Origin of the sequence: Mesorhizobium sp. M3A.F.Ca.ET.080.04.2.1, from assembly GCF_003952525.1 — a bacterium.
In the GTDB taxonomy this organism is placed as follows: domain Bacteria; phylum Pseudomonadota; class Alphaproteobacteria; order Rhizobiales; family Rhizobiaceae; genus Mesorhizobium.
This window is the reverse complement of sequence record NZ_CP034451.1, coordinates 2,514,240-2,540,334: the sequence shown is the minus strand read 5'-3', so window position 1 is coordinate 2,540,334 and position 26,095 is coordinate 2,514,240. Positions and strand designations below refer to the sequence as shown.

Annotated in this window: 21 protein-coding genes and 1 riboswitch; of the genes, 2 read left to right on the top strand and 19 right to left on the bottom strand. The window is 65.5% G+C overall.

Annotated features, from left to right (window positions below; genetic code table 11):
• Window positions 1-82: 82 nt before the first annotated feature.
• From EJ074_RS12180 to thiC, 10 genes are all read right to left on the bottom strand, one after another.
• Complete coding sequence (locus EJ074_RS12180) at window positions 83-1,132, bottom strand: ABC transporter permease (RefSeq protein ID WP_095807826.1); 1,050 nt, start codon at window positions 1,130-1,132, stop codon at window positions 83-85.
• Window positions 1,129-3,612, bottom strand: coding sequence for an ATP-binding cassette domain-containing protein (locus EJ074_RS12175; RefSeq protein WP_129553477.1), 2,484 nt, complete (start codon window positions 3,610-3,612; stop codon window positions 1,129-1,131). The genes EJ074_RS12180 and EJ074_RS12175 overlap by 4 nt, the downstream gene beginning before the upstream one ends.
• 73 nt (window positions 3,613-3,685) lie before the next feature.
• Window positions 3,686-4,708: an ABC transporter substrate-binding protein gene (locus EJ074_RS12170; protein WP_129553476.1), complete on the bottom strand. Its 1,023-nt coding sequence runs from the start codon at window positions 4,706-4,708 to the stop codon at window positions 3,686-3,688.
• A 427-nt stretch (window positions 4,709-5,135) separates the two neighbouring features.
• On the bottom strand, window positions 5,136-8,111 hold the full coding sequence (locus EJ074_RS12165; RefSeq protein WP_129553475.1) for an NAD(P)-dependent oxidoreductase: 2,976 nt from the start codon (window positions 8,109-8,111) through the stop codon (window positions 5,136-5,138).
• A 367-nt stretch (window positions 8,112-8,478) separates the two neighbouring features.
• Window positions 8,479-9,249 (bottom strand): hydroxymethylpyrimidine/phosphomethylpyrimidine kinase, encoded by a 771-nt coding sequence (locus EJ074_RS12160; RefSeq protein ID WP_245454850.1) that lies wholly within the window; start codon window positions 9,247-9,249, stop codon window positions 8,479-8,481.
• On the bottom strand, window positions 9,219-9,824 hold the full coding sequence (locus EJ074_RS12155; protein ID WP_129552589.1) for a thiamine phosphate synthase: 606 nt from the start codon (window positions 9,822-9,824) through the stop codon (window positions 9,219-9,221). The genes EJ074_RS12160 and EJ074_RS12155 overlap by 31 nt, the downstream gene beginning before the upstream one ends.
• Window positions 9,821-10,594 carry a thiazole synthase gene (locus EJ074_RS12150; protein ID WP_129552588.1) on the bottom strand — a complete coding sequence of 258 codons (774 nt, stop codon included), beginning with the start codon at window positions 10,592-10,594 and terminating at the stop codon, window positions 9,821-9,823. Before EJ074_RS12150 ends, EJ074_RS12155 begins: the two co-directional genes overlap by 4 nt.
• Window positions 10,595-10,598: 4 nt before the next feature.
• Complete coding sequence (gene thiS, locus EJ074_RS12145) at window positions 10,599-10,796, bottom strand: sulfur carrier protein ThiS (protein WP_095807832.1); 198 nt, start codon at window positions 10,794-10,796, stop codon at window positions 10,599-10,601.
• Window positions 10,780-11,763, bottom strand: a complete 984-nt coding sequence (gene thiO, locus EJ074_RS12140; protein ID WP_129553474.1) for a glycine oxidase ThiO — start codon at window positions 11,761-11,763, stop codon at window positions 10,780-10,782. The genes thiS and thiO overlap by 17 nt, the downstream gene beginning before the upstream one ends.
• Entirely contained in the window at window positions 11,760-13,580 is a 1,821-nt protein-coding gene (thiC, locus tag EJ074_RS12135; RefSeq protein WP_129553473.1) for a phosphomethylpyrimidine synthase ThiC, read from the bottom strand. Before thiC ends, thiO begins: the two co-directional genes overlap by 4 nt.
• Before the next feature lie 112 nt (window positions 13,581-13,692).
• Window positions 13,693-13,804, bottom strand: a riboswitch (TPP riboswitch).
• 227 nt (window positions 13,805-14,031) lie between these two features.
• On the opposite strand from thiC, the gene EJ074_RS12130 reads away from it, so the two are divergent.
• Entirely contained in the window at window positions 14,032-15,441 is a 1,410-nt protein-coding gene (locus EJ074_RS12130) for an NAD-dependent succinate-semialdehyde dehydrogenase (protein ID WP_129554052.1), read from the top strand.
• 13 nt (window positions 15,442-15,454) lie between these two features.
• On the opposite strand, the gene EJ074_RS12125 is transcribed toward EJ074_RS12130, so the two are convergent.
• From EJ074_RS12125 to EJ074_RS12085, 9 genes are all read right to left on the bottom strand, one after another.
• Window positions 15,455-16,438, bottom strand: coding sequence for a beta-ketoacyl-ACP synthase III (locus tag EJ074_RS12125; RefSeq protein WP_129553472.1), 984 nt, complete (start codon window positions 16,436-16,438; stop codon window positions 15,455-15,457).
• Window positions 16,435-17,697, bottom strand: a complete 1,263-nt coding sequence (locus EJ074_RS12120; protein ID WP_129553471.1) for an adenosylmethionine--8-amino-7-oxononanoate transaminase — start codon at window positions 17,695-17,697, stop codon at window positions 16,435-16,437. Before EJ074_RS12120 ends, EJ074_RS12125 begins: the two co-directional genes overlap by 4 nt.
• Window positions 17,694-18,332, bottom strand: coding sequence for a dethiobiotin synthase (gene bioD / locus EJ074_RS12115; RefSeq protein ID WP_129553470.1), 639 nt, complete (start codon window positions 18,330-18,332; stop codon window positions 17,694-17,696). Before bioD ends, EJ074_RS12120 begins: the two co-directional genes overlap by 4 nt.
• Entirely contained in the window at window positions 18,329-19,483 is a 1,155-nt protein-coding gene (locus tag EJ074_RS12110; protein ID WP_129553469.1) for an 8-amino-7-oxononanoate synthase, read from the bottom strand. Before EJ074_RS12110 ends, bioD begins: the two co-directional genes overlap by 4 nt.
• Window positions 19,480-20,478: a biotin synthase BioB gene (gene bioB, locus EJ074_RS12105; RefSeq protein ID WP_129553468.1), complete on the bottom strand. Its 999-nt coding sequence runs from the start codon at window positions 20,476-20,478 to the stop codon at window positions 19,480-19,482. Before bioB ends, EJ074_RS12110 begins: the two co-directional genes overlap by 4 nt.
• Window positions 20,479-20,628: 150 nt before the next feature.
• Complete coding sequence (gene nadC / locus EJ074_RS12100; protein ID WP_129553467.1) at window positions 20,629-21,477, bottom strand: carboxylating nicotinate-nucleotide diphosphorylase; 849 nt, start codon at window positions 21,475-21,477, stop codon at window positions 20,629-20,631.
• A gap of 2 nt (window positions 21,478-21,479) precedes the next feature.
• A complete protein-coding gene (locus tag EJ074_RS12095) occupies window positions 21,480-23,033 on the bottom strand; it encodes an L-aspartate oxidase (RefSeq protein ID WP_129553466.1) in 1,554 nt (517 codons plus the stop codon).
• Window positions 23,030-24,004 (bottom strand): quinolinate synthase NadA, encoded by a 975-nt coding sequence (gene nadA / locus EJ074_RS12090; protein ID WP_129553465.1) that lies wholly within the window; start codon window positions 24,002-24,004, stop codon window positions 23,030-23,032. The genes EJ074_RS12095 and nadA overlap by 4 nt, the downstream gene beginning before the upstream one ends.
• Window positions 24,005-24,070: 66 nt before the next feature.
• Complete coding sequence (locus EJ074_RS12085) at window positions 24,071-25,060, bottom strand: hypothetical protein (RefSeq protein ID WP_129553464.1); 990 nt, start codon at window positions 25,058-25,060, stop codon at window positions 24,071-24,073.
• A 193-nt stretch (window positions 25,061-25,253) separates the two neighbouring features.
• Between EJ074_RS12085 and EJ074_RS12080 the strand changes: the two genes are divergently transcribed.
• Window positions 25,254-26,027 (top strand): glucose 1-dehydrogenase, encoded by a 774-nt coding sequence (locus EJ074_RS12080; RefSeq protein WP_129553463.1) that lies wholly within the window; start codon window positions 25,254-25,256, stop codon window positions 26,025-26,027.
• The last annotated feature ends 68 nt before the right edge of the window (window positions 26,028-26,095 follow it).

Genomic DNA, 26,095 nt, shown 5'->3' with positions numbered 1-26,095 from the left:
CTGAATATTCTGACGATGGACGGTCGATCGTCAACTTGTACACTGGTATGATCACTCTACCACGACTTGGCAAGCGGAATCGTCAAGGCTGCACCTTTTCGACCAGACTCGGCGCGGTTACTTCCGCCGTGATTGCCGGATCCGCTCCGCCATCGGCAGGATCGACAGAAGCGCGCCGCGCCAGCGCCTGGCGGCCGGCCAGCGCCAGCACGAAGATGACGACGATGCCCTGCACGATGTCCTGGGCGCCGGGAGGCAGGCCGACGATCTGCATGGTGGTGACGATCAAGACGAGTAGGATGCTGGCAAAGAGCGTGCCGAGCGCCGTCGCGGAGCCGCCGAAGATCAGCGTACCGCCAAGCACCACGGCAGCGATCGACTGCAACAGGTATGGTTGGCCCATTTCGAGGAAGGCGCCGCCGATATACGCGCCGAGCAGCAGCCCGTCGAGCGACGCCAGCACCGAAGAGATGACGAAGGCCGAGGCAATCACCCGGCCGTTGCGGATCCCCGCGAGCCGTGCCGCGGCGCGGTTCTGGCCGACCGCCGACAGGAGCTGGCCGAACACCGTGTAGCGCAGCACGAAGGAGGCCGCGACCACGCCGAAAACGGCGACGATGGCCATGATCGGCACGCCGGAAATGCGTCCCGTCGCAACGGCCTTCAGCGCCGGGCTGACGGCAAAACCCGGTATCGCCTTGTTCGAGAGCAGCGTCGCCGTTGCCAGCACGTAGCCGGTCGCTAATGTCGCGATGATCGCCGGGATGCCGAGCCCGACGACAAGCAGCGAGTTGAGAGCGCCCACCGCAAGGCCGAGCAGGATGGCGGCGGCGACGCCGATGGCGAGATTTGCGTCCTGGCCCTTGACGGTGAGCAGCGCGACGAAGGCGCTGAGCGTGATCACCGAAGCGACGGACAGGTCGATATTGCCGCGTCCGGTCGTCACCACGAACATCTGACCGATGCCGACCACCGTGAGGAACGATGCCGAGAGCATCACGCCGGACAGGCTGGACAGGCTGAAGCGGTTGGTGACGACGGAGAGCACGAGCCACAACAGCAGCACGCCGACCGCCGACCAAATCCAGCGGTTACGCTGCGCCCAGATGCCGAAGCCGGCGAGTGCGTTCATGGCTCGCTCCTGCGGTCGGCGGTCAGGCTGCGCAGCGTCAGGAGTGCGATCAGTATCAAGCCTTGCGTCGCGGCGTTGTAGTCGCTGCTGACGCTGAGCGTGCCGAGCAGCGCGCCGATCAATGACAGTGTCACCGCGCCGGCGACGGCGCCGACCGGCGAAATGATGCCGCCGAGAAGCGAGCAGCCGCCCATCACGACGGCGGCAACGCTGAGCAGGGTGTAGGAATTGCCGGAATTGATGTCGCTTGCCGTGTTGATGGCCGTCAGTGATAGGCCGGCGGCCCCGGCGAACAGCCCGGCAATGAGATAGCGCACCAGCGCGTAGCGGGTCGGCGACCAGCCCGAGCGCATCATCGCTGCCGGGTTGTTGCCGAAGCCGCGCAGCACCACGCCGAGCGGCAGCCGGTCGATGACCAGCACGATCAGCGCTACGGCCGCGATCAGGATGATCGAGGTCGGCACGGCGCCGAGCGACCAGTTGAAGGGCGCCGACAGCCACTCCGGACTGGCGCCGCCCGGTGTCGGCTGCAGCGCATAGCCTATGCCGACCCAGATGAAGGACGCGCCGAGCGTCACCACGATGGCGGGGATCTTGCGCGCTTGGATCAGGCCGCCGAGCCCGGCATAGGCGGCAACGGCCGCCGCCAGCGCCAGCGCCCCGAGCCATGGCTGGTCGTAGAGCAGCGTGGCGCTGAGCACGCTGACCAGGCCGGCAAAAGCGCCGGCGCCGAGATCGATCTCGCTGCCGCCGACGATGAACATCTGTGCTGCCGTCACTAGCACCAGAGACAATGCCGGCATCAAGAGCAGGTCGAGGCCGAAGGAAGAGGCGACGGCGGGGTTGATCGCGATCATGATGGCAAGCACGGCGGCAAGCCCGATGAAGGGCGCGGCGTTGACCAGCCTGCGGCCGAATGCGGTCATGGCGGTTTGGTTTGGCGCTTTGCTCGCCTGCCTGTCCGTCGAGTGCGTGAAGGAGGCACCGACGATTGCCTGCTCGGTGATGCCGTCGCCTGCCAACTCTTTGACGATCCGACCGCTAGAAAAGACCAGCACGCGGTCGCAGGCCAGCAACTCGGCGTCCTCTGTCGTGTGCCAGACCAGCGCCCGGCCGCTGCGCGCGACCTCGTTGCAGAGCCGGTAGAAATCCTGCTTGGTGGCTATGTCGACGCCGCGCGTCGGATCGTCGAGCAGGATGATCGGCGTGTCGGCAACCAGCGCCCGCGCCACCAGCGCCTTCTGCTGGTTGCCGCCGCTGAGCTCGCTGATGTTGGAACGGAAGCGCCCATCGTCGAGCCGCAGGCGGCCGGCGGCCTTCGAAGCGGTGTCGCGGTTGGCACGGTCGGAGACAACGCTGAGTGCCGGGCGGCGGGCAATGGCACCGATGCCGATGTTTGCGAGCACGCTCCACAGCAGAAACACGCCTTCCTTCTGCCGGTCGCCGGCAATGAAGCCCGCGTCCGCGTGCCTGGCAATGGCCGCGTGTCGCGTGCGCCCGGGGTTGAAGATCGCGTGCAGCAGCTCCTTCTGCCCGCTGCCTTCGAGCCCGGCCAACCCGACGATCTCGCCGCGCACGATGTCGACGTCGTGGCCGAGATCGGCCGTCAGCGGCCCGGAGAGCCGCACCAGCACGTCCTGGGAGGAGGTGACGGACACCATGTGCTGGTGAACCGGGTTGGTGTCTCCACCCATCAATTGCACGAGCCTGCCGATCGAGGCGTCCGCGGCATGGCCCTGCCATGCGGTGCGGCCGTTGCGCAGCACCACCACCTCGGTGGCGATGTCGATGATCTCCTGCAGCTTGTGGCTGATAAAGATGAAGGCGAGCCCGCCCTTTGCCCGTTCGCGGATGAAAGCCCGCAGTTGTTTTGAGCGGTCGAGATCGAGCGAGGATGTCGGCTCGTCGAGCACGATCAGTTTGACCCCGGGCGTCGCCGCGGCGCGCGCGATCTCCACCATCTGCCGTTCGGCGATGGTGAGGTGTCCGACCTCCGCGTCGGCATCGATGCCGTTGCCCGGGAAGACGGCGTCCAGCGCCGCGCGGGCGCGGGTGCGATAGAGCGTGCGCCAGCCCGGCCGGCTCGCCGCGTCGCCTGGCGTTTCCAGGAAGAAGTTCTCGGCGACGGAAAGATTGGCGCAGAGCGACAGCTCCTGGTGCACCATGCGGATGCCGCGCCGCTGCGCTTCGCCGGTATCATAGGCAGAAAAGGGAACCTCCTCGCCGGCAAATGAAATCACGCCGAGCGTCGGCCACATCGCCCCGCACAAAATGCGCATCAGCGTCGATTTGCCGGCGCCGTTGCCGCCGACCAGCCCGATCACCTCGCCTGCGCCGACCGAGAGCTCTATTCCCGCATTGGCGAGCGTCGGTCCGAAACTCTTGGTGATCCCGCTGAGCGCAACGACGCTTGGCCGGGCAGCAGCGCCAGGTGCGGCGGCCGCGGCGCTGTCCTGATCGGCAACGGCAAGCTGGGACATTCGTCCTCCGTATTGTTGGCAAGATCGGGCGCGCAATTTTTGCTCGGCGCCCGATCTGAGCCGGCTAGCCGTCCTACTTGCTGAGCAGGTTCTGCTTGACCCAGTCCAGCGAATAGCTCGGGCTGATGATCTGGCCGCCCGGCAGCTTGGCATACTCCTTGAGGTTGCTGGCGTCGACGGTTGCCACCGGCATGATCATCAGCTTCGGCGCCTTGGCGCCCTTCAGCAATGACAGGCCGAGCCAGAAGGCGGCGCCGCCGATTCCGGGCGTGGTGTTCATCGACACCGTCTGGTAGCCGTTCTTGGCATTCTCGTCGGCCCACCATTTGACGAAGTCGGTGCCGCCGCCGCCTTCGATGATCGGCATCTTGCCGGCATAGTCGCCGCCATACTGGACGAAGGCCTGCGCGATGCCGACATCGTCGCTGCCGCCCTGGCCGAGCACGGCATCGACATGCGGCAGCGAGGGCAGCACGTTGGCGATGGCCGCCTGCGCCACCGAGGCCGTCGCCTGGCCGTAGACGGTCGCCACCACCTTGATGTCCGGATATTTAGCCAGCACCGATTGCTGCGCGTTGAACATGTCGTTGTCGGGCGCCGAGCCCTTCACGCCGCGCACCTGGATGACGTTGCCCTTGCCGCCGAGCATCTTGAAGACGGCTTCGGCCTGGGCTGCCTTGTAACCCTTGAAGTCGAAATTGAGCTGGTAGTTGCAGGGCGCCGAGGCGACCGAGTCGAATGAGATGACGATGATGCCGGCCTTGCAGGCCTTCTCGATGATGCCGTTGACGGCGGTCTCGGAAGCGGCGTCGACGGCGAGCACATCGACCTTCTTCAGGATCAGTTCGGCGATCTGGCTGTTCTGCTGCGCGACCGAACCGTCGCCGTTCATGACGATGTAGTCCGCGATCTGCCCCGCGGCCTTGGCCTCCTTGGCCGAGGCTTCGAACGCTTCCACCATCTGGTGGCGCCAGGTGTTGCCGTAATAGGCGTTGGCGAGCGCGATGACCGGAGCGTCCGCAGACGCCTGAGCCGGCAAAGTCGCAGCACTTGCCAGCACGGCGCCGGCCAGCGCCGCCAAGATTGAACCCTTCATTGTATCTCCTCCCAGAAAGATCGCGATGCACAGCGTCGCTGCTGATGATGACGCCATGTCAGGTACACATTATACCAGCATACCAATTAGGCAAGGGGCTTCGATGTCACAGCGCGAAAGCTGCGATCAGGACTTGGCCACGTGGAAAGAGAACGAAAGACGGAGCGGCATCGTCCGTCGACTTGGATGCCCTTGCAGGCCTACCAGCGTGATGACAGGAGCGGGGAGAGGATGACCCTATGACGGTCGTGTGGCCAGGGTCTAAGCGAATAGAACTGGACGCGTGGCGCAAATGGGGACCGCGCGTAGGTCGCGAGCGCTGTCAGCAGAACGCGGAGGTTTGCACGGGTAAGATTGGGTTGGACGCGGTGGCGGGGCGGCAGGTTTGAACCCGCCACCCCGCAAATCCTTTATGGCTGGTCGGTTTTCAAGCGACCGCTGGAGCAAACAGACCTGCTTCCTCGAGGATGCGCCGGTGGTTGAGCAGGTCGAGCGCCAGCTCGCTGTGATATCGACCGACCAAGGTTGCGCGCCTTTCCGGGTCCGTGGTCGCGTCGATGCCGCCGATGACAGCCGCGATCCGCTCGGAGAGCTGACGTAGCGCCTTCCACTGTTCGGCTTGATCCGCAAGGGCGCCGAGATTGGCCGAGGTCGACTTGCCGACACCGACGGGAACGGTCGAGCCCAGGTTGACATATCCCTCCGGCAAGGCGCCCTTCAGATTCCGCACGGCCTTGAACTGGATCGCGTCGTAAATCTGATCGACGGCCTGCTTGGCGCCGGCAACACGCGTCGGGTGATCGGTGTCGGCCGCCACGTGCGGAAGAAGCTCCAGCCGGCCTGGATGCCGCTCGCTCAAGGGCAGGTAGGGCGTGAGCGGCCCTCGCAGCGTTCCGTCCTTCGCGTCGCTGAAGATGTCGGCATCGACCGCCACATGGCTGACCTTACCCGACTGCAGGGCGGCATCGAGAGCCTCGATGTCGACGAGCTCGCCGCGATCGTAGTTGATCAGCACCGCCCCATCGGCCAGGCTCGAGAGCACGTCGCGGTTCACGAAACCTGCATTGCTGAACTTGCCGGTCGACTTGTCGAGGCGGCCGAGGCCGACGTGAACCGAAAGCACGTTGGCGTCTTTCGCTGCCTTGACCGGACTGTCGGCATATTCAAAACCCTCGGCCTCGATCCAGGCGCGATGGGCTTCCCTGGCATAGACGCAAACGTGCATGCCGAACGCCGATGCCAGCTTGGCGACTTCCCGGCCGATGTTGCCATAGCCCAGGACGGCCAGTTTCTGGCCTTCGAGCTTGGAGGTCGGGAAATCCTTCAGGTCGCGCCCGGTGTCGAACTTCCCGGCCACCGTCCGTTCGTGCAACTCATCGACGGGGATGTTCGGAACGACTTTGAGAAGGGCCTTCATGGCCATCTGGGCTGTCGCGCGGCTGTTGATGCCGGGCGTGTTCATCAGCGGCGCTACGCCACCGTCGCCGTCAGGGCCGCCCCACGAGTTGGAACCCATGTTGCCGGTCCCGGCGCCAATCCGCACGCCCCCGAGCGGGAAGACGGACTGCTTGGGAATGAAGGTGGCTGCCGCGATCAGGGCATCGTATTCGCCTTGGGCCGTGCAGCCCAGAAGCTCAGCTTCGGTGCTCAGCCCTGGCTGATAGAAGAAGTGGATCTTGCCTTTTTGCAGGGCGTTCCGGTCCTGCAGGGCGCCAAGGTGGAATTCGCCGCCTTTTTCCCGAATATAGGCCGCGATCTCGCTGCTGTCGGGTGCATTGTTCTCTCCGAGGCGCAGGCCAAGCAGATCGGCGATCAGGACCGTGTAGGCGCGCTCGGGATCGTCCTTCCTGACCAGGCCGGCGGCCGAAGGCGCGCTCTCGAACCGCTCGCCCTGCGCCGCCAGTTCTTCCTCGAGCACGGCAACCTTGGCCCTGCGGTAGGCATAGGCGAGATTGTCGAGAAGCAGGCGCACGTCCTCGGGGTCGCGGATGCCGCCGATCCAGGCCCGGTAGTCGCCGGGCATGCCGGGAAACGCGTTCACGTACCGGGCAGCGTCCAGGCCTTTCTCGTGGTCGCCGTTGGCATGCGTGATGCCCTCATAGCCGAGAAGCTGCTTCGAGCGGGCAATGATGCGCGCGTGGATCTGTTTGTCGGTGATATCGGGATCGACGACTTTGAGGAGGACAACGGCGGCCCCGCGCTTTTCAGCTTCGCTGACGGTGAACTTCAGCAACGAGTTGTTGTCGACCCACTCCGAGATCACCCGGCGGTTCTCGACCGAGCGACGGTTCAGATCGCTGACGGAGCCGACACGCCGGGCAGCCTGCAGGAGGCCGAAGGTGGTTTCGGCGAAGGCGAGCGCGCTGTAGGTGTTGATGACGCCGCCGAGCATGCGCTGCTGTTCCGCATCGTAGAAGGGGCCGATCGTCAGCGATCTCTTGCCGCTGACCGGAAGCTTCGCGTCGACAGGAGGAGCAAGCTTGAGCTGGCGCGGAATGGCCCAGGCCGGATCGTTCTGGTTGTTCTCGACGAGCTTCAACGCCTGCGGCGTGAATGAGACGACGAAGTATCCGGAGATGCCGCCAATCGCCTTCTGGAACGGCATGAAGACGCAGCATTTGGCAAGAGCTTCGCGCACGACAGCCTCGCCCCACGGCATCGCTCCCAGCATGGATGTAGCGTCGAGGACGGCGTGCCGGTTGTCGGGATCGCGATCGAGCCACTTCAGAAGCTCCTCGATCTCCGATTTGCTGTAGGTATTCGCACCCGTCGTCTCGTGTCCGACGCCGAGGAACAGCGTTGTTCCGAGGGCCTCGAGTTCCTTTGCTGTGGGGATGGACCCCTCGACGGTCGCGAACTGGATTTTGTCGGCGCTGCCATTCTGCGCGAACTTCTGCAGTTCGAGAAGCTGGGTCGCCCAGGACTGCCTGAAGAATCCGGCGCCATGGGACTCGGAGGCTTCCGGTTTCGTGGTGTCCACGTAGACGCGCTGGTTTGCGTTGTTGGGGTTCATCAGGTGCATGACCGCGACGGTAAAGCCGCTGTGCCCGCCACCGAGACCGACGGCCATCAAATTCTGTTTGGGGAATTCGAAGTACTGATGGATCGAGCCCATCATGTCGGTCAGGATCTTGTCGGCGGGATAGCCCCTATGCATGCTGCGCGCGATCTCGGCCGTCGTGAATGGACCGAGGTCGTTGCCCTTGTCGTCGAGCTTGCGGTAGTTGGCCTCCAGCCAGGCATCGAATTCGACGCGCCGCAGTCTTCCAGCGACCTCGTCAATCGTCGCGTCCGTGATGGGGCCTACGCCGAAGAAGGGATTCGATGGCGCCTTTGGCGGACCTGAGCGAGTAATGGTGTTCTCGCGGGCAAGTTGTTCCTTCATCTCAGCAATAGTCACCATGCGGGAGTTGTCCTCTCTGTGAGATCCTGTTTGTGCCCGTGAATGCTCGACTGGTGCGGGATATTCTCGTGCAAGCCGCGCGCCAAATCTCTGGCCCTAGGCGACTCTGGGGTCCCCGTCCGGCGGCGCATCGTAGATATCCGTTGAGCCGTCGCTGTGATGCTTGCGACAATCACACCACCAATTGAGACATCGGGTCAGATTCATTCGCAGTGCGGGCAGGACGATCTGGCTGATTGTTGGAGAGCATGGCACGGCCCAGATCTTAGCAAGCCGGACAACCATAAATTGCATCCGCCGGCGGAGAGGCGCGATCTCATCAGCGTCGGTTTGGTCTTCGCCGAATTCCGCGCCTTTGTCGGCCCGATCACGCGGATCGGACCAGGGCGTCCAGGACAAATTGCTTCGCGCCGCGCACGCTCTTTTCCAGGTCGGCCCCGAGGGCAAGAGAGGCGGCGATGGCGCTGGACAGCATGCAGCCTGTTCCGCGCATCTCGGAATGCAAGCGGAGCGCTACGAACCGAACGGCGGGACAGTTCGGCTGCAGCAGGATGTCGACCGATTGGCTCGACTGCGCGTGTCCGCCTTTGACAAGCACGGCCGTTCCTATGGTCCTTGAAAGTTCCTCGCCTTGGAGAGAGGCGCTTTCTTCATCCGGCGCCGGCGCCGATCCGGTCAGCTCTGCCAATTCGAGCAAATTGGGCGTGACGAGCCGGCAGACCGGCATCAGATCGCGGCGCAATGCGCCGATTGCATCGTCCTCCAGCAGCAGCCGGCCCGACGTTGAGGCCAGCACCGGGTCGAGCACTACGGACGCTTGGCGATTGCTCGCCAGGACGGAGCCGACCGCCTCGATCGCCGCTGCCGTGCCCAGCATGCCGATCTTGACCGCCGCGACTTGGTTGGCGGCAAAGGCGGCCTTCATCTGGGCGACGACAAGCTCCGGCGGCATCTGCTCGATGCGCTCGACCGCCGCGTGAGTCTGGACGGTCACGGCCGTGATGGCGAGGCAGCTGCGCAACCCGAACGCCGAAACGGTCTCGACATCGCGGGCTATTCCCGCGCCGCCGCTCGAATCGGAGCCGGCGACAATCAAGACATGCGGCGTCATCGCCATGGCGCCGTCGCCGTCAGCCATTCCAGCGCGCGCGCCTCGGGGTGCGCGTTGCGGGTGATGTCGGTAACCACCGCGGCGCTCTCAGCGCCTTGGGCGAAGACACCGGCAATGCGATCGACGGTGAGCCCGCCGATGGCCACGAGCGGAAGACCGCCGACGCGCCTCTTCCAGACAGCGATACGGTCCAGTCCCTGCGGCGCCCATTTCATCGCCTTAAGGATGGTCGGGTAGATCGGGCCAAGCGCGACATAGTCGGGCTCGGCTTGCAGCGCGGTCTCGAGTTCCGCATCGTCGTGAGTGCTGAGGCCGAGCCTCAGGCCCGCCCTGCGGATGGCCTTCAAATCGGCTTCGAGCAGATCCTCCTGGCCGAGATGGACGAAATCGCAATTCTCCTCGATCGCGAGGCGCCAGTAGTCGTTGACGATGAACTGGCAGCCATGACGGTCGCAGACCGCCTTCGAAGCATGGATCTCGCGGCGTAGCGAAGCTTCGTCCCGGTCCTTGATGCGCAGTTGCACCAGTTTCAAGCCGAGCGGCACCAGCCGTTCGATCCAGGCGGCGGAATCGACGATCAGGTAAAACGGATCGAGCCTCATGAGAACGCTGCCATGCCGATGACGGGGGTCGAGGGGACGGCCATGTCGCGCGGCTCGAGCAAACCGGCGCAATAGGCCTCGCGGCCGGCCTCGACCGCCTTGCCGAAGGCCGCTGCCATGGCGACGGGATCGCCTGCCTTGGCGACCGCCGTGTTGAGCAGCACCGCGTCGTAGCCGAGCTCCATCACGGCTGCGGCGTGCGATGGCCGGCCGATGCCGGCATCGACGATCAGCGGCACGCCGGGAAAATGCCCGCGCAGGCTTCGCAGCGCATCGGGGTTCTGCGGCCCGCGCGCGGAGCCGATCGGCGCGCACCAGGGCATCAACAGCCGGCAGCCGGCGTCGAGCAGGCGCTCGGCCACGATGAGGTCGTCGGTCGTGTAGGGAAAGACCTGGAAACCTTCCGCGGCAAGGATCCTGGCTGCTTCGACCAGCCCGAAGACGTCGGGCTGCAGCGTGTCGTGGTTGCCGATCACCTCGAGCTTGATCCAGTCCGTGCCGAACACCTCGCGCGCCATTCGCGCCGTCGTCACCGCTTCGCTCACCGAATGGCAGCCGGCGGTGTTGGGCAGGACGCGAACCCCCAGCGACTGGACCAGCGACCAGAACTGGCCGCCGGCTTTGCCGCCCGATGTTTCGCGGCGGAGCGACACGGTGACGATCTCCGTGGCGGACGCCTTGATCGCCTCGGCCATGATGGCAGGCGAGGGGTAGAGCGCGGTGCCAAGCAGAAGGCGGGACGAGAATTTATGTCCATAGAGGTCGAGCATTGGATCAGCCCCCCTTCATCGGCGAGAGGATTTCGATGCGGTCGCCATCGCTGAGACGGCAGCGGTCGCGTTCCCTGGCAGGCACGACGTCGCCGTTCCTCGCCGTGGCGAGCCAGCTGCCCTGGAAGTCAAGTTCGCTGAGCAGCGCGGCAAGCGTTTCGGCCGCGACTTCATGGGTTTGGCCGTTAACGATGAGCTTCAAGGGCAAACTCCTTTGCTGCCGGATTTCCCAGGATGAGGTCGGCTGCCTGTCGCGCCATGGCCGGCGCGAGCAGGAAGCCGTGGCGGTAGAGGCCGTTGATGCGAATGTGCCCCCCGTCGCGCTCGACGCGCGGCAGGTTGTCGGCGAATGCAGGACGCACGCCGACGCCTGTCTCGACCAGTTCGGCCTCGCCGAAGGCGGGATGCAGCGTGTAGGCTGCGCTGAGCAGCTCCATGCTCGAGCGCACGGTGATCGGGCCATCGGCATCGCACTCGATCATCGTCGCGCCGACCATGAACAGGTTCTGCTCGCGCGGCACGACATAGACGGGGATGCGCGGATGCAGCAGCCGCACCGGGCGGGCCAGCGAGACCTCGTCCGTTCGCAGCATCAGCATCTCGCCGCGCACGCCACGCAGCTCCGGTCGCCTGTCGGCGATGCCGGCGCAGTCTACCTCGATTTCCGAAGATGCAGGCGCCAGGCCGCGGCCGAACTCCAGGCGCACGCCCATCCCGCGCAGCTTGTCGCTGAGGGAAAGCATCGCCTTGCGCGGGTCGAGATGCGCTTCCTGAGCGAAGTACAACCCACGTCCGAACCGGCCTTGGAGGGCCGGTTCGAGAGCCGCGATCTCACCGGCGCCGAGCTGCCTGAAACCGGACGTGCGGCGCCCGAACCGGTCCAACTCACGAGCGTCGCGGGCAGGAGCCAGCACCAGCGTGCCGCGGCGCGAGACATGGCCGGGCAAGGCCGCGTTCCACCAGTCGGCGGCGCGGCGCCCGAGCGTCAGCACCGCCTCTTCGGCGCTCTCGCGCTCGCACCAAGGCGCGAGCATGCCGCCTGCCTGCCAGGAGGCGTTGCCGGCGATCTCCATGCGCTTCTCGGTGACGGTCACCTCGGCGCCGCGCGTTGCCAGCTCGTGCGCGAGCGTCAACCCGGCAACGCCTGCGCCGCGAATGAGCACCTTCATGGCCGGCCGGTGCTCTCCGATGCGTTGTCGAGCGGTATGTAGAGATCGCCGCCGTCCCGGTACTTCGCCGCCATGGCCGCAAGCCCTTCCTTCTGCGCTTCCGCGCGGATGTCGTGCGAAATCCGCATCGAGCAGAATTTGGGGCCGCACATCGAGCAGAAATGCGCCACCTTGTGCGCCTCCTTGGGCAGGGTTTCGTCATGGAAGGCGCGCGCCGTCTCGGGATCGAGCGACAGGTTGAACTGGTCCTCCCACCGGAACTCGAAACGCGCCCGCGACAGCGCGTCGTCCCTGATCTTGGCGGCCGGATGGCCCTTGGCCAGATCCGCGGCATGGGCGGCGATCTTGTAGGTGATGACGCCTGTCTTGACGTCGTCGCGGTCCGGCAGGCCGAGATGCTCCTTCGGCGTGACGTAGCAGAGCATCGCCGTTCCGAACCAGCCGATCATCGCAGCGCCGATGCCCGATGTGATGTGATCATAGCCGGGCGCGATGTCGGTGGTGAGCGGTCCAAGCGTGTAGAACGGCGCCTCGCCGCAGACCGCGAGCTGCTTGTCCATGTTCTCCTTGATCTTGTGCATGGGCACGTGGCCGGGGCCCTCGATCATCACTTGGCAGTCCTTGGCCCAGGCGATCTTGGTGAGTTCTCCCAGCGTTTCCAGTTCGGCGAATTGGGCCGCGTCGTTGGCGTCGGCGATCGAGCCGGGGCGAAGACCGTCGCCGAGCGAGAACGCCACGTCATAGGCCCTGGCGATGTCGCAGATCTCCTCGAAATGCTCGTAGAGAAAACTCTCCTGGTGGTGATGCAGGCACCACTTGGCCATGATCGAGCCGCCGCGCGATACGATGCCGGTGACGCGGTCGACGGTCAGCGGGATATAGGGCAGGCGCACGCCGGCATGGATCGTGAAATAGTCCACGCCCTGCTCGGCCTGCTCGATGAGGGTGTCGCGGAACACCTCCCAGGTCAGTTCCTCGGCGACCCCGCCGACTTTCTCCAGCGCCTGATAGATCGGCACCGTGCCGATCGGCACCGGCGAGTTGCGCACGATCCAGTCGCGGATGTTGTGGATGTTGCGCCCGGTCGAGAGGTCCATCACCGTGTCGGCGCCCCAGCGGATCGCCCACACCATCTTCTCGACCTCCTCGGCCATCGACGAGGTGACGGCGGAGTTGCCGATATTGGCGTTGATCTTGACCAGGAAATTGCGGCCGATGATCATCGGCTCGCTTTCGGGATGGTTGATGTTGGACGGGATGATGGCGCGTCCGCGCGCCACCTCGTCGCGCACGAATTCCGGCGTGACGAAATCCGGGATCGCGGCGCCGAAGCTCTCGCCGTCGCGGCGAAGTTTCGAACGCAACTGCTCCCGGCCGAGGTTCTCGCGGATGGCGACGAACTCCATCTCAGGCGTAATCATGCCGGCGCGCGCATAGGCGAGCTGGGTGACGGCGCGGCCGCCGGCCGCGCGCAACGGCCTGTTGTGCACCGGGAACTCCGGCGTCAGCCGATCGGCCGAGACGAAGCCGTTGTCCTCGGGCTTGATCGTGCGGCCCTCGTAGCGCTCGACGTCGCCGCGTGCCTCGACCCATGTCTCGCGCAACCGCGGCAAGCCGCGCTCGATATCGGTTTTCACCGAGGCATCGGTATAGGCACCGGACGAGTCGTAGACCGTGACCGGCGGCTCGCCGGCGCTTGGGTGGACCGAGATTTCGCGCATCGGCACCCGCAGTTCCGGATGAAGCTGGCCCGGTTTGTGGACCTTCTTGGAAGCGGGCAGTTCGCCGACGGTGACGGTCGGAGTGTGGGCATTCATGAGTGAGCCTCCTTGCTCGAGTGCAACGGAGACCCAGTTCACGCGATGAGGAGGAAGTGACGCTTCGCTTAGGATGCGGGCATTGCCCGAATGCCGAAGCCGGATTGCCGACCCGCGAAGCCTCGCACCGTCCCTACGCCAGTATGAACTGGATCAGGTTCAACGGGTCACTGCGCGCGATAGCAGTATCTCAGCCCCTTGCCGGGACTCCCCTGGTGAGGTGCGCAGGTTGGACGATGCGACGCTGCCCTGTCAACTCAAGTGCGTCCTGTTTCGACAATCGGCTGCCGGCCAGGTTCGACAAAAATGGTGACGCTGGGATAAATGCCGGGTGTCGCGCTGCGGCTATGTTGCGTCCAGCGATATCCTAAGGAGCTTTTCCGTGTCGGGCATAAAGAGTTCGCTGCTTCGCCATCTCAAACAACCGGGCCTGTTCGCGACACTGGATCGCATGGCATCCGGGGGAGAGCAGGGGGATCGGAGCGCGTTCAAGGTCTTCAACCCCTCGACCGGCGAATTGCTTGCCGAGCTTCCCGATATGGGCGTCGAGCAAACGAAGGCCGCGATCGACAGGGCCTATGTCGCGCAAGCCAGATGGGCAGCTCTCACCGCCCGGGACCGCAGCGACACATTGTGGCGCTGGCACCAACTGATTCTTGATCACACCGATGATCTCGCTGCGATCCTGACCGCCGAGATGGGTAAGCCGCTGCCCGAGGCAGTATCGGAAGTCTCGCACGCCGCCGCCTACTTGCAGTGGTATGCGGAAGAAGCCAATCGCATCTACGGCGAGACGATTTCTGCTCCTTCGACGGATCGGCGCATGCTGGTGATCAAGCAGCCGATCGGCGTCGTCGGCACCATTACGCCCTGGAATTTTCCTGCTTCGATGGTGGCCCGCAAGATTTCACCGGCGCTGGCAGCCGGTTGCGCGATCGTGCTGAAACCGGCTGAGCAGACCCCGCTCGTCGCCGGCGCGATGTTCGCGCTGGCGGCGGAGGCGGGTTTCCCCGACGGCGTCGTGAATTTGATCTATGCCTCGGAAGGTGCAGCGGTCGGGCGCGAACTCTGCACCAATCCAAAAGTGCGCAAGATCAGCTTCACGGGCTCGACTGAAGTCGGGCGGCTGCTGATGCGCCAGTGCTCGGATCAGGTTAAGAAAGTCAGCCTCGAACTGGGCGGGAACGCGCCGTTCATCGTCTTTGATGATGCCGATGTCGATGCTGCCGTCGATGGCGCGATCCAGGCAAAGTTTCGCAATGCCGGGCAGACCTGCGTTTCCGCCAATCGGCTCTATGTGCAATCGGGCGTGCACGACGAATTCGCCGAGAAATTTGCCGCACGGGTTCGCTCGCTCTCGGTTGGCGACGGCTTCAGACCGGGTGTCGCCATCGGACCGTTGATCGACACCCATGCGCTCCTCAAGATCGAGGCTCATATTGCCGACGCGATCGGGAAGGGCGGAGCGATCTGCTGCGGCGGAAGCCGGGCGGGTCACGGCGGCACTTTTTTCGAGCCGACGGTTCTGACGGGCATCACCAGTGAAATGCTGCTCGCCCAGGAAGAGACCTTCGGGCCGCTCGCGCCGATCATCCGTTTCGAGGACCCCGATCAGGTGGTGCGCGAGGCCAATGATACGATATACGGCCTCGCCGCCTATTTCTATGCCTCCAATCTCAAACGCGTCTGGCATGTGGCCGAGGCGCTCGAATACGGCATGATCGGCATCAACACCGGCCGGATGTCATCGGAAGCCGCTCCCTTTGGCGGCATGAAGCAATCGGGGATCGGTCGCGAAGGCTCGCGACACGGCTTGGAGGAGTACCTCGAGATGAAGTATCTCTGTATGGGTGGACTCTAGCTCCAGTCCAAAGCTAAGCGCCAACCACCAGTGCCCCGCCGATAAGCCCCGCGCCGGCCGCCGTCAGCAGCAGCTTCTCGCCCGGCCGAAGAGGGTTGGCGCTGTGGGCGACCGACAGCGACAGGGGGATCGTTGCGGCCGACGAGTTGCCATAGTCGGCGATGGTCTTGACCATGCGCTCGTCCGCGATACCGAGCGACTTGCCGACGGCGTTGAAGATGCGGGCATTCGCCTGGTGCGGCACGAAGCGGGCGACGTCCGGCACCGAGACACCCGCCGCCGCCAGCGCCTCGAGCGAGCAAGTTCTCATCATCTCCACCGCCTTGGCGAAGACGTCGCGGCCGTTGGCGATGGTCATGCGGGTTTCGACGACGCCGATCTCGTCGGCGAACGGCCTGTTGCTGCCGCCGGCCGGGATGTGGATCAGGCCGTAAGCGGACCCATCCGAGGCAAAGGAAGAACCGAGTATGCCGTGGCTGGGATCGCCTGACGGGGCGAGCACCACCGCACCGGCGGCGTCGGCGAACAGCACGGCGCTGGCGCGCTCGTCCGGATTGATCCGACGGCTCAAGATGTTGGCGGCGATCACGATGGCCGGCTTGTTGTGCAGGCGCACGAAGCCGTCGGCGAAGGTCATGGCGTAGATGAACCCCGCGCAGGCGCCGGCGAGGTCGCCCCCGCCGGCCCTTTCAAGGCCGAGCCTGTGCGCCACCAGTGGCGCGCTGGGCGGTAAGAGATGATCCGGTGTCGAAGTCGCCAGCAGCAGCAGGCCCATCTCCTTGCGCTCGATGCCGGCCACCTCAAGCGCCATGTCGCCAGCCTTGGCTGCAAGCCCGGACAACGTGTCGCCGGGCTCCGCCCAGAAACGCGTGCGGATGCCGGTGCGCCCCTCGATCCAGCCTGCCTCCAGCCCGAGGCTTGCCTCGATCTCGGCATTGCCGACTTTTCGAGCCGGCACGTGATGGCCAAACCCGATGATGCGCGCCGTGCGATTCATCGCTGGTCGCCCGCAAGCCCGGCGGCCTCGTCTATTGCCGCGTAAAGCCGGTCGAGTTCGTCCGACGTCACGCAATAGGGCGGCAGCACGTAGATGACGTTGCCGAGCGGCCGCACCAGCAAGCCGCGCTCCAGGAAGAAGGCGCGCAGTTTTGGTCCCACCTCGGCCAGATAGCCTGTCTTGCCGACACGGAGATCAAGGGCAGCGATGGTGCCGCTGGTGCGTACATTCTCGAAACGCGAATCCTGGCTGAACCGCGCGACCTTCTCCGCTTGCATCCGTGAGAGTGCGCCCACGCGCTCCGCCACAGGCTCGTCCTTCCAGATGCCGACATTGGCGAGCGCTGCCGCGCAGGCGATCGGGTTGGCCGTATAGGAGCTCGAATGGAAGAAGGTCTTGGCACGGTCGCCGGAGTAATGCGCGCGGAAGATCGCATCGGTGGCAAGCGTTACCGCGAGCGGTAGCGAGCCGGCGGTCAGGCCCTTGGAGGTGCACAATATGTCGGGCGAAATCCCTGCCTGCTCGCAGGCGAACATGGTGCCGGTGCGGCCCCAGCCGGTCATCACTTCATCGGCGATGAACAGTGTCCCGCTGCGCTCGGCAATGCGCTTGAGTTCGGCCAGCACCGAGGCCGGATACATCAGCATGCCGCCGGCGCCGAGCACCAGCGGCTCGACGATCAGCGCGGCAACATTGCAGTCGCGCGCCAGCCGTTCGAAGGCGTCGAGCGTTTGCTGCTCCTGGCCGGCGGCGGGGAAGGGGATGGTATCGACCTCGAACAGCAGCGGCTCGTAGGCGGCGTTGAAGACGCCGCGCGCGCCGACGCTCATCGTGCCGATGGTGTCGCCGTGATAGCTGTGTTCCATCACGACGATGCGCGAACGCGGCGCGCCGGCGTTGCGGTGAAAGCCGAGCGCCATCTTCAGCGCCACCTCGACGCTGGTCGAGCCGCTGTCCGAATAGAAAACCCAGTCGAGGCCCGGCGGCGTCATGTCGACCAGCGCGGAGGCCAATCGCTCGGCCGGCTCATGGCTGAGCCCGGCGAAGATCACCTGGTCGAGCGTCTCGGTCGCATTGCGGATCGCCTCCATGATCTTCGGGCGGCGGTGGCCGTGGGTGATGACCCACCAGGAGGAGATCGCATCGAGGATGCACTTGCCGTCGCGCGTCTCGACATAGGCGCCCTCGGTGCGCGCGATGGTCGGCGGCACCAGCTCGGTGGCATGCTGGGTGAACGGATGCCAGACGGCGGAGCTCATGGTCGGACCTCCGTAAAGTCGGACACATGGAACGAGGATCGCATGGCCACGGCAAGCGCTTCGGACGTGAGCGGATCGAGCCGAGGCAGGCGGCCGAGCACCCGCACCTTGACCATCTCGGCGATCGTCCTTTGCGTATCCGTCATCTCGTCGCCGATGAAGGCGATGCCGAGCAGCGGTATCGACCGCGCGCGCAGAGCCTCGATCGAGAGCAGCGTGTGGTTGATGGTGCCGAGCCCGGTTCGGGCGCAGAGCACGACTGGCGCGCGCCAGCGCGCGAAGACGTCGATATAGAGCGCACGCCGGTTCACCGGCACCATCAGCCCGCCAGCGCCTTCGACGACCAGCGGCCGGTCGGTCGCGGGCAGCACCAGGGCCCGCGTATCGATCTCCACGCCGTCCAGTTCTGCGGCGCGGTGCGGCGACAGCGGTTCGGTGAGGCGCCAGGCTTCCGGCAGCACCCGCTCCGCGGACAACCCTGCGAGCCGGGAAACCGTCTCGCTGTCGGTCCCTTCATCGATGCCCGCCTGCACCGGCTTCCAGTAGACGCCGTCGAGCAGACCGGCCAGGCCCGCCGCGAACACCGTCTTGCCGATGCCGGTGTCGGTGCCGGTCACGACAATCTGCACCGTCATCGCGCGCGCTCCCATTCCTCGCCAAGCGCATCGAACACTGCCGAAACATCGGCCTCGGCGACATTCAGCGTCAGCGAGATCCTGAGCCTTGCGGTGCCCTCGGGCACGGTTGGCGGGCGGATGCCGCGCACGTCGAAACCACGCAATTGCAGCGCTTCGGCCAGCGCCATGGCGCGGCTATTCTCGCCGACGACGACCGGCAGGATCTGCGAACCGCTCGCGGGCAGGCCAAGGTGTTCGGCCCTCTTGCCGGCGAGCGCAACCAGCTTCGCCAGCCGCTCGCGGCGCGCCGGTTCGTCAGCGACGATGTCGAGGGCCGTTGCCGCCGCCACCGCCATCAGCGGCGAGGGCGCGGTGGCATAGATGAACGGCCGGCAGCGGTTGACGAGAAAGTCGCAAAGCGCAGCCGGCGCCGTGACCAGCGCGCCGGATGCGCCCAGCGCCTTGCCGCAGGTGTGGAGCACCACGACATTGTCGCGGCCCTCGAGATCGTGCGCGAGCCCGCGCCCATCCGGACCGTAGACGCCGGTGGCATGAGCCTCGTCGACGAACAGGAACGCATCGTGGCGATCCGCGACCTCGATCAGTTCACCGAGCGGAGCCCGGTCGCCATCCATGCTGTAGAGGCTCTCGGCCACGATCCAGGGTCGGCCGGCGCCGCCCCTCGTGCGCCAGCCCCGGATCGCACCGTCGACGGCGCCTGCATCGTTGTGCGCCGCTTCCGCCACATCGGCGCGACCGGCTCGCGCGCCCTCATGCGCGCTGGCATGGATCAGTTCGTCCAGTACGATCAGATCGCCCTTCTGCGGCAAGGTCGTGAGCACCGCGAAATTGGCGACATAGCCGCCGCCGAAGAACAGCGCGCGCTCGGCGCCGAAGAAGCCGGCCGCCTTGGCTTCGAGGGCCTCGTGTTCGGGGTCGTTGCCGCGCAGCAGCCGAGAACCCGTCGCCCCAATGGGCGTACCGGCGGCGAGTGCCGCCGCAACCGCCTCTGCCATGCGCTTGGAGCGCGCCAGGCCGAGATAGTCGTTGGAGGCGAAGTCGGCGCCCGAGCGGGCGCTGAGGCTCCGCAATCGGTCCTTGCGGGCCAGCCCGCGCAGGCTGGCCTCGTAGCGGTCGAGCAAAGCCCGGCCGTTCGCGCGCCCGTTCACTGGGCTTCGCGCTCCATCGGCTTGATGCCCAGCCGGCGGAACAGCGCGCTGTCCTTGTCCTCTCCGGGGTTTTCGGCGGTCAGCAGGGTGTCGCCGACGAAAATGGAGTTGGCGCCGGCGAAGAAGCACAGCGCCTGCATCTCGTCGCTCATCGCCGTGCGGCCGGCGGAGAGCCGCACATGCGATTTCGGCATCATGATGCGGGCCAGCGCGATGGTGCGCACGAATTCGATCGGCTCGATCGGTTCGGCCTCGCCGAGCGGCGTGCCCTCGATCGGGATCAGCATGTTGATCGGCACGCTGTCGGGCGGCTCCGGCAGGTTGGCTAACGTCACCAGCATGTCGATGCGGTCGGCCTTCTCCTCGCCCATGCCGACGATGCCGCCGCAGCAGACCTTGATGCCGCTGTCGCGGACATTGGCAAGCGTGTCCAGCCGTTCAGCGAAGGTCCGGGTCGAGATGATCTCGCTGTAGTAGCGCTCCGACGTGTCGATGTTGTGGTTGTAGTAGTCGAGGCCGGCTTGCTTGAGCCGCTGTGCCTGGCCGAGGTCGAGCATGCCGAGCGTCATGCAGGTCTCCATGCCGAGCGCCTTGACGCCCTCGACCATCGCGATCACCGCATCCATGTCGCGCTCCTTGGGGCTGCGCCAGGCGGCCCCCATGCAATAGCGCGTGGCGCCCGCGTCGCGTGCCTTCCTGGCTTCCGCGATGACGCGCTGAACCTCCATCAGCTTCGAGGCCTTGAGGCCGGACTGGTGATGCGAGGACTGGCTGCAATAGCCGCAATCCTCCGGGCAGCCGCCGGTCTTGATCGAAAGCAGGCGCGACAGCTGCACCCGGTTGGGATCGAAATTCTCGCGGTGGATGGTCTGAGCCCGGAAGAGCAGATCGTTGAAGGGCAGGTCGTAGACCGCCTGCGCCGCTTCCCGATTCCATTGGGAAGACGCCCCCGGGATCGACCGCAAGGTGGCATTCAACTGCAATTCGGCGTCCATGCCATCTCCTTCGTTTGAATATCCATTCGCAACCGATTTCCGATGCACGAGCATTGAAACCTCTATTGGCCACCTGACCGGCTTTCACAGGCTCATGAGCGGCGGTTTCTGTTCAAAGGCCGCGTGCGCGGCGATCAAGGACATGTTCCGCTACCGGCAATCCAGCCCAATATCAAGGATCGGCGCGCTATGTGTGATCCATCCGACCGAGATCAGGTCGACCCCGGTCGCGGCGATCGCAGGTGCCGTCTGCGCGGTCACCCGGCCGGATGCCTCGGTGATGGCGCGGCCGCCGACCATCGCCACCGCTTCGGTCAACTGCTCGACGGACATGTTGTCCAGCAGCACCGCGTCGACGCCTGCCGCCAGCGCGATATCGAGTTGATCGAGCGTATCGACTTCGACCTCGATCTTGACCATGTGACCTGCCGCCGCCCGCGCGCGGTCGATCGCCGTGCGCATGTCGCCGGCAAGCGCGATGTGGTTGTCCTTGATCAGCACGGCGTCGCCGAGGCCGAAGCGGTGATTGGCGCCGCCGCCGGCGCGCACGGCATACTTCTCCAGCGCACGCAGGCCAGGCGTGGTCTTTCGCGTGCAGACGATCGTGGCCTTGGTGCCGCGCACGGCGTCGACGATCGCCGCGGTTTGCGTGGCAATGCCGCTGAGATGGCAAAGCAAATTGAGCGCCGTCCGCTCGGCGGTCAGCAAGGCGCGGGCAGGTCCGTGCACCGTGGCGACGACATCACCGGCCGCTGCGGCGGAGCCGTCAGCAAGGACAATCGCGACCTCGGTCCTGGGATCCATCAGTTCGAAGGCAAGGGCGGCCATATCGAGCCCGGCAATCACGCCCGGCTGTCTTGCCGCGAGCACCATCGTCGCGGTGGCATCCGCCGGAACGATGGCGTCGGTGGTGATATCCCCGGCGCGTCCCAGATCCTCGAGCAGCGCGGCCCGCACCAGCGGCTCGACCATCACGCGCGGCAGCGGCGTCAGCGTCATGGTCAAGCCCTCCTGCCGACTTGCGTCGCGGTGTCGGAAATCGTCTCTGAAAATAGCGCGGCCGCCTCGAACGCCTCGCCCATCGTCAACCGCAGCGATCGCGACCGAGCATCGCGTCGCGAGAAATCAATCCGGAAGTGCGAGCCCCGGCTTTCCTCGCGGCGAAGGGCAGCAATTGTGATCATCAGTGCGACCAGGGCGGGGTCTGATGTGGCATCATGGCCAACCGCAATCGGCGCGAGGGCCTTTGCTGCTTCGCGCAGCGTCTCGCCGTCGCGCTCGATGCCGAGCGCACGCGAGGCGATCGGGCGGATGCGCGTGGCGTCCGGCCGCCGCGGCACGATCGCCGGCCTCAGCCGTTTCGGCGCGCCAGGCGACGCGGCCGCGACGCTTGCCGCCACCCAAGCGGCCGAAACCACAGCCTCAATCAGCGAGTTGCTCGCGAGCCGGTTGGCGCCATGCAGCCCGCTTCGGGCAACTTCGCCGCAGGCCCACAGCCCGCGAAGCGAACTGCGGCCCTCAGCATCCACAGCGATGCCGCCCATATGATAATGCGCCGCCGGCCGTACGGGGATCGGCTCCACCGCAGGATCGATGCCGGACTCGCGGCAGAGCGCCGCGATCGCGGGAAAGCGCTCGGCGAATCTCGGCCCGAGGCACTGCCGCGCGTCGAGGAACACGCGATGCCCGGCGTCAAACTGCCGCCACAAGCCGCGCGCCACGACATCGCGCGGCGCCAACTCTGCGCCCGGCGTATCGGCGAGGAAACGGCAGCCTCTCTCGTCGACGAGCACCGCGCCTTCGCCCCGCACCGCTTCACTCACCAGCGGCATCGGGCGCCGCGGGCCATCGAGTGCGGTCGGATGGAACTGGACGAATTCGAGATCGGCGAGTTCGGCGCCGGCACGCGCGGCAAGCGCCAGACCTTGGCCGAACGAGTCGAGCGGGTTTGTCGTATGGTCGAACAGGCCGCCTATGCCCCCGGTCGCGATCACCACGCGGTTTGTCGAAAGCGAGACGGCTTCGCTGTTTCCGACCGCAAGCACGCCGGTGACTTCGCTCTCTTCGACAAAGAGCTGTCGAACCTCCACGCCTTCCAGCATGGTGATCGACGGTGTCCGCCGCACGGCAGCCGTCAGCGCGCGGATCAGCTCGCGGCCGGTGGCGTCGCCGCCGGCGTGCACGATCCGGCGGCGCGAATGCGCGGCTTCGAGCCCAAACCGCAACGAACCGTCAGGCGCACGGTCGAATGCAACACCCAAGCGCGCAAGAAATTCGACGGCTGTCGGAGCCGCCTCGACGACGCGCCTTGCCGCCGCTTCGTCGCAAAGCCCGTCGCCGGCTGCGAGCGTGTCGGCAAGGTGCAGGTGTGGGCTGTCGTCGTTCCCAAGGCTCGCCGCGAGTCCGCCCTGGGCAAGCGTGCTGGAGGTTTCTTCTCCCAGCGAGGCCCTTGATATGAGGACGACCGGTTCCGGGGCCAGATGAAGCGCCGTTATCAGGGCGGCAATGCCACCGCCGATGATGACCGGCCGACCGTGGAGGTGGTGGATGGTCATATGGCGAGCATCCGCTCAACGGCTTGTCGTGCCCGCTCGGCGACGTCTGGATCGATGGTCACGATGTGACGGTCCTCCTCGAGCGCGGTGCGGATGTTGGCAAGCGTGATGCGCTTCATGTGCGGACAGAGGTTGCAGGGGCGCACGAAATCCACGTCCGGGTGCTCGACGGCGACGTTGTCGCTCATCGAGCATTCGGTCATCAGCACGACGCGCGCCGGCTTGTGCCGTCCGACATAGTCGGACATCGCCGCCGTCGAGCCCGCGAAATCCGCTTCGGCGACGACCTCCGGCGGGCACTCGGGATGGGCAAGCACCGTGACGCCTGGGTGCGCCTCGCGCAGCTCGCGTATGTCGGCGGGCGTGAAGCGCTCATGCACCTCGCAGTGCCCCTTCCAGGCGATGATGTCGACCTTCGTCTGCGCCGCGATGTTCTTCGCCAGATACTCGTCGGGCAGCATGATCGCGCGCGGCGTGCCGAGCGATTCAACGATCGCCAGTGCATTGCCCGAGGTGCAGCAGATATCGGACTCGGCCTTCACGGCGGCGGAGGTGTTGATGTAGGTCACGACCGGAACGCCGGGGTAGCGCTGCCGCATCAGGCGCACGTCCGAGGCGGTGATGGAGTCGGCCAGCGAGCAGCCGGCGCCGGGATCCGGAATGAGCACGGTCTTGCCGGGATTGAGCAGCTTCGCGGTCTCGGCCATGAAGTGCACGCCGGCGAGCACGATAACGTCAGCATCGACCGACATCGCCTTGCGCGCGAGCGCCAGGCTGTCGCCGACGATGTCGGCCACGCAGTGGAAGATTTCCGGCGTCTGGTAGTTGTGCGCCAGGATGACCGCGTTGCGCTCGCGCTTCAGCGCCAGGATGGCGTCGATATCCTCGGCGAACGCCGGCCATTCGATGGGGGGAATGACCCGCCGAACACGATCGTAAAGCGACGCGGCGGAAGGCAGTGAAATGGCCATGGGCGCTCCAATTATTCTCGAGATGAGTATAATTGCGACATATACTTACTTTGAGAATAAGGCTTGTCAAGCGCGCGATAAGGGCAATTTCGTCCCGGCAGCAACCCGCTCGTCGAGAACGGCGTGGCGGAAGCGGAACAGCTTCGCCGGCCGTCCGACAGTGTCGGCTGTAGTCTCTCCGGTCTCCTCGACCAGTTCCTGCTGCTCGATGAGACGGCGGAAGTTCGGCTTATGGACCAGCCGCCCGGAGAGCGCTTCCACCGTCCGTTGCAACTGGAGGAGGGTGAAGACGGGCGGCATCAGTTCGAAAACGACGGGCCGGTATTTGATCTTGGAACGCAGCCGCGCGATCCCGGTCGCCAGAATGCGACGATGGTCGGCTGTCATCGGAGTTCCGGTTATCGGCAGGAAAGCGCTCTGCCCCAATCTGCGCGTGGCCTCCTCGACCATGGCCGCCTCGTAGAGGAGCTCGTAACGCTGCAGGACGAGTTCTTCGTTCCAATCCCGGCCGTCGAGGCCGAAGGCGATTGCAGCCCGCCGCTGGCGCTCCCGCTCTTCCGTGCCCAGGCCGGCCTCGGCAGCCCATGCCGCCAGGTGCGGCTGCAGAACCTCCGCGATCATCGGCGGAATGCCGGAGCGGTAATCTTCCCACGGAAAATAATCGTACCAGCGCCGCCAGGCGCGGCTGGCCTCGCCGGCGGCATGTTCGGCGCGTGTCAGGGCAAGATAGCTGATCGAGATCACCCTCTGCTGGCGCTGTCCGCCAATCCGGTCGCTGTCGGCGCCGATCCGGTCGCTATCGGCAAATGTGTAGAGCTGCTCGATATAGCCGAGCTGATGGCCGGTCTGATGCTCCACCCATGCCCGCAGGCCGGACTGCAGGGACCGGTGGCCGAGCTCGAAGGGACCCGAGGGCAGGGCGCTGCCTTGCTCGACGGTGAGAACGCTCGGGCCCTGGTTCGTCACCGCAACGACCACGGCAATCAGATCGACGCTGGCGTCGCGGATTTTTTCTGACTGGGCTTGTGTGCTGCTTGCTGCTGCCAGGCCTTGCATGGTCCACTGAGCTGTTCTGCGGTTCGGCCCGGGAGCTGAACCCCGAGTCGCTGCGACGTTGGACTGCGCTGGTTCGTCCGTCAATGTTCAGCGTCGAGGCGGACGAGTAGGCGCCGGAAGAAATTTGTATATGCTTGTATAGATAACAATCTGGCGGAGTCGCCGGGCCGCGAAGCCGGTACAGGAGGGTCCTATGCGCAATGCTTCCCTTTTCGATCTCTCGGGCAGGAAAGCGCTCATCACCGGCGCAAGTCGCGGCATCGGGCGCGGCATTGCCGAGGCGCTCAGCGCGGCTGGCGCCGACGTCGCCGTCACCGCGCGCGATCTCGCCTCCCTCGACGCGACGAAGCGGGCCATTCATGACGCCGGCGGGGTTGCGCATGCCATTGCCCTGGACGTCACGGATGTCGCCCGGTGCCGCGCGGCGACTGACGAAGCCGTTGGCCTGCTCGGCGGTCTCGATATTCTCGTCAACAATGCCGGCATGGAAGAGGTCCGGCCCTCGCTGGACGTCGACGAAGCACTTTGGGACAGGATCGTCGACACCAATCTCAAAGGCGCATTCTTCTGCTCCCAGGCGGCCGCCCGGCATATGAGGGACGCCGGACGGCCCGGTGCCATCATCAATCTCTGCTCGCTGACCTCCGAGGTCGGAATTCCAACGGCCGTGCCCTATGGCTCGTCAAAATCCGGGCTGCTCGGCATGACGCGTGCGCTGGCGGCGGAATGGGCGAATCTGGGGATCAGGGTCAACGCCATCGCTCCTGGTTATTTCAGGACCGCGATGACCGAGGTGTTCTACGCCGACGAGGCTTGGCAGCAGTCCATGCTTGCCAAGATCCCGCAGCATCGTTTCGGCCTGCTGTCGGATCTGCATGGCATTGCCGTGTTTCTCGCTTCGGACGCGGCGGCATACATAACCGGACAGTCCATCCCGGTGGATGGGGGCTTTCTCGCCTCGATTTGAAGCCCCGTGTTTCAGGGAGGTCGGCGTGCAAAAAATCCTGGCAGCCGTCATACATACATGTATATACT

Bases quoted from the DNA above. Each gene is read 5' to 3' on its own strand.
- EJ074_RS12175 (WP_129553477.1), bottom strand. From the start codon at position 3,612: ATGTCCCAGCTTGCCGTTGCCGATCAGGACAGCGCCGCGGCCGCCGCA.
- bioB (WP_129553468.1), bottom strand. From the start codon at position 20,478: ATGGACGCCGAATTGCAGTTGAATGCCACCTTGCGGTCGATCCCGGGG.
- thiO (WP_129553474.1), bottom strand. From the start codon at position 11,763: ATGAAGGTGCTCATTCGCGGCGCAGGCGTTGCCGGGTTGACGCTCGCG.
- EJ074_RS12085 (WP_129553464.1), bottom strand. From the start codon at position 25,060: ATGCAAGGCCTGGCAGCAGCAAGCAGCACACAAGCCCAGTCAGAAAAA.
- EJ074_RS12180 (WP_095807826.1), bottom strand. From the start codon at position 1,132: ATGAACGCACTCGCCGGCTTCGGCATCTGGGCGCAGCGTAACCGCTGG.
- EJ074_RS12155 (WP_129552589.1), bottom strand. From the start codon at position 9,824: ATGAGGCTCGATCCGTTTTACCTGATCGTCGATTCCGCCGCCTGGATC.
- thiC (WP_129553473.1), bottom strand. From the start codon at position 13,580: ATGAATGCCCACACTCCGACCGTCACCGTCGGCGAACTGCCCGCTTCC.
- EJ074_RS12125 (WP_129553472.1), bottom strand. From the start codon at position 16,438: ATGAATCGCACGGCGCGCATCATCGGGTTTGGCCATCACGTGCCGGCT.
- EJ074_RS12160 (WP_245454850.1), bottom strand. From the start codon at position 9,249: ATGGCTGACGGCGACGGCGCCATGGCGATGACGCCGCATGTCTTGATT.
- EJ074_RS12165 (WP_129553475.1), bottom strand. From the start codon at position 8,111: ATGGTGACTATTGCTGAGATGAAGGAACAACTTGCCCGCGAGAACACC.
- nadA (WP_129553465.1), bottom strand. From the start codon at position 24,004: ATGGCCATTTCACTGCCTTCCGCCGCGTCGCTTTACGATCGTGTTCGG.
- bioD (WP_129553470.1), bottom strand. From the start codon at position 18,332: ATGACGGTGCAGATTGTCGTGACCGGCACCGACACCGGCATCGGCAAG.
- nadC (WP_129553467.1), bottom strand. From the start codon at position 21,477: ATGACGCTGACGCCGCTGCCGCGCGTGATGGTCGAGCCGCTGGTGCGG.
- EJ074_RS12170 (WP_129553476.1), bottom strand. From the start codon at position 4,708: ATGAAGGGTTCAATCTTGGCGGCGCTGGCCGGCGCCGTGCTGGCAAGT.
- EJ074_RS12130 (WP_129554052.1), top strand. From the start codon at position 14,032: ATGGCATCCGGGGGAGAGCAGGGGGATCGGAGCGCGTTCAAGGTCTTC.
- EJ074_RS12150 (WP_129552588.1), bottom strand. From the start codon at position 10,594: ATGCTCGACCTCTATGGACATAAATTCTCGTCCCGCCTTCTGCTTGGC.
- EJ074_RS12080 (WP_129553463.1), top strand. From the start codon at position 25,254: ATGCGCAATGCTTCCCTTTTCGATCTCTCGGGCAGGAAAGCGCTCATC.
- EJ074_RS12120 (WP_129553471.1), bottom strand. From the start codon at position 17,697: ATGAGCTCCGCCGTCTGGCATCCGTTCACCCAGCATGCCACCGAGCTG.
- EJ074_RS12095 (WP_129553466.1), bottom strand. From the start codon at position 23,033: ATGACCATCCACCACCTCCACGGTCGGCCGGTCATCATCGGCGGTGGC.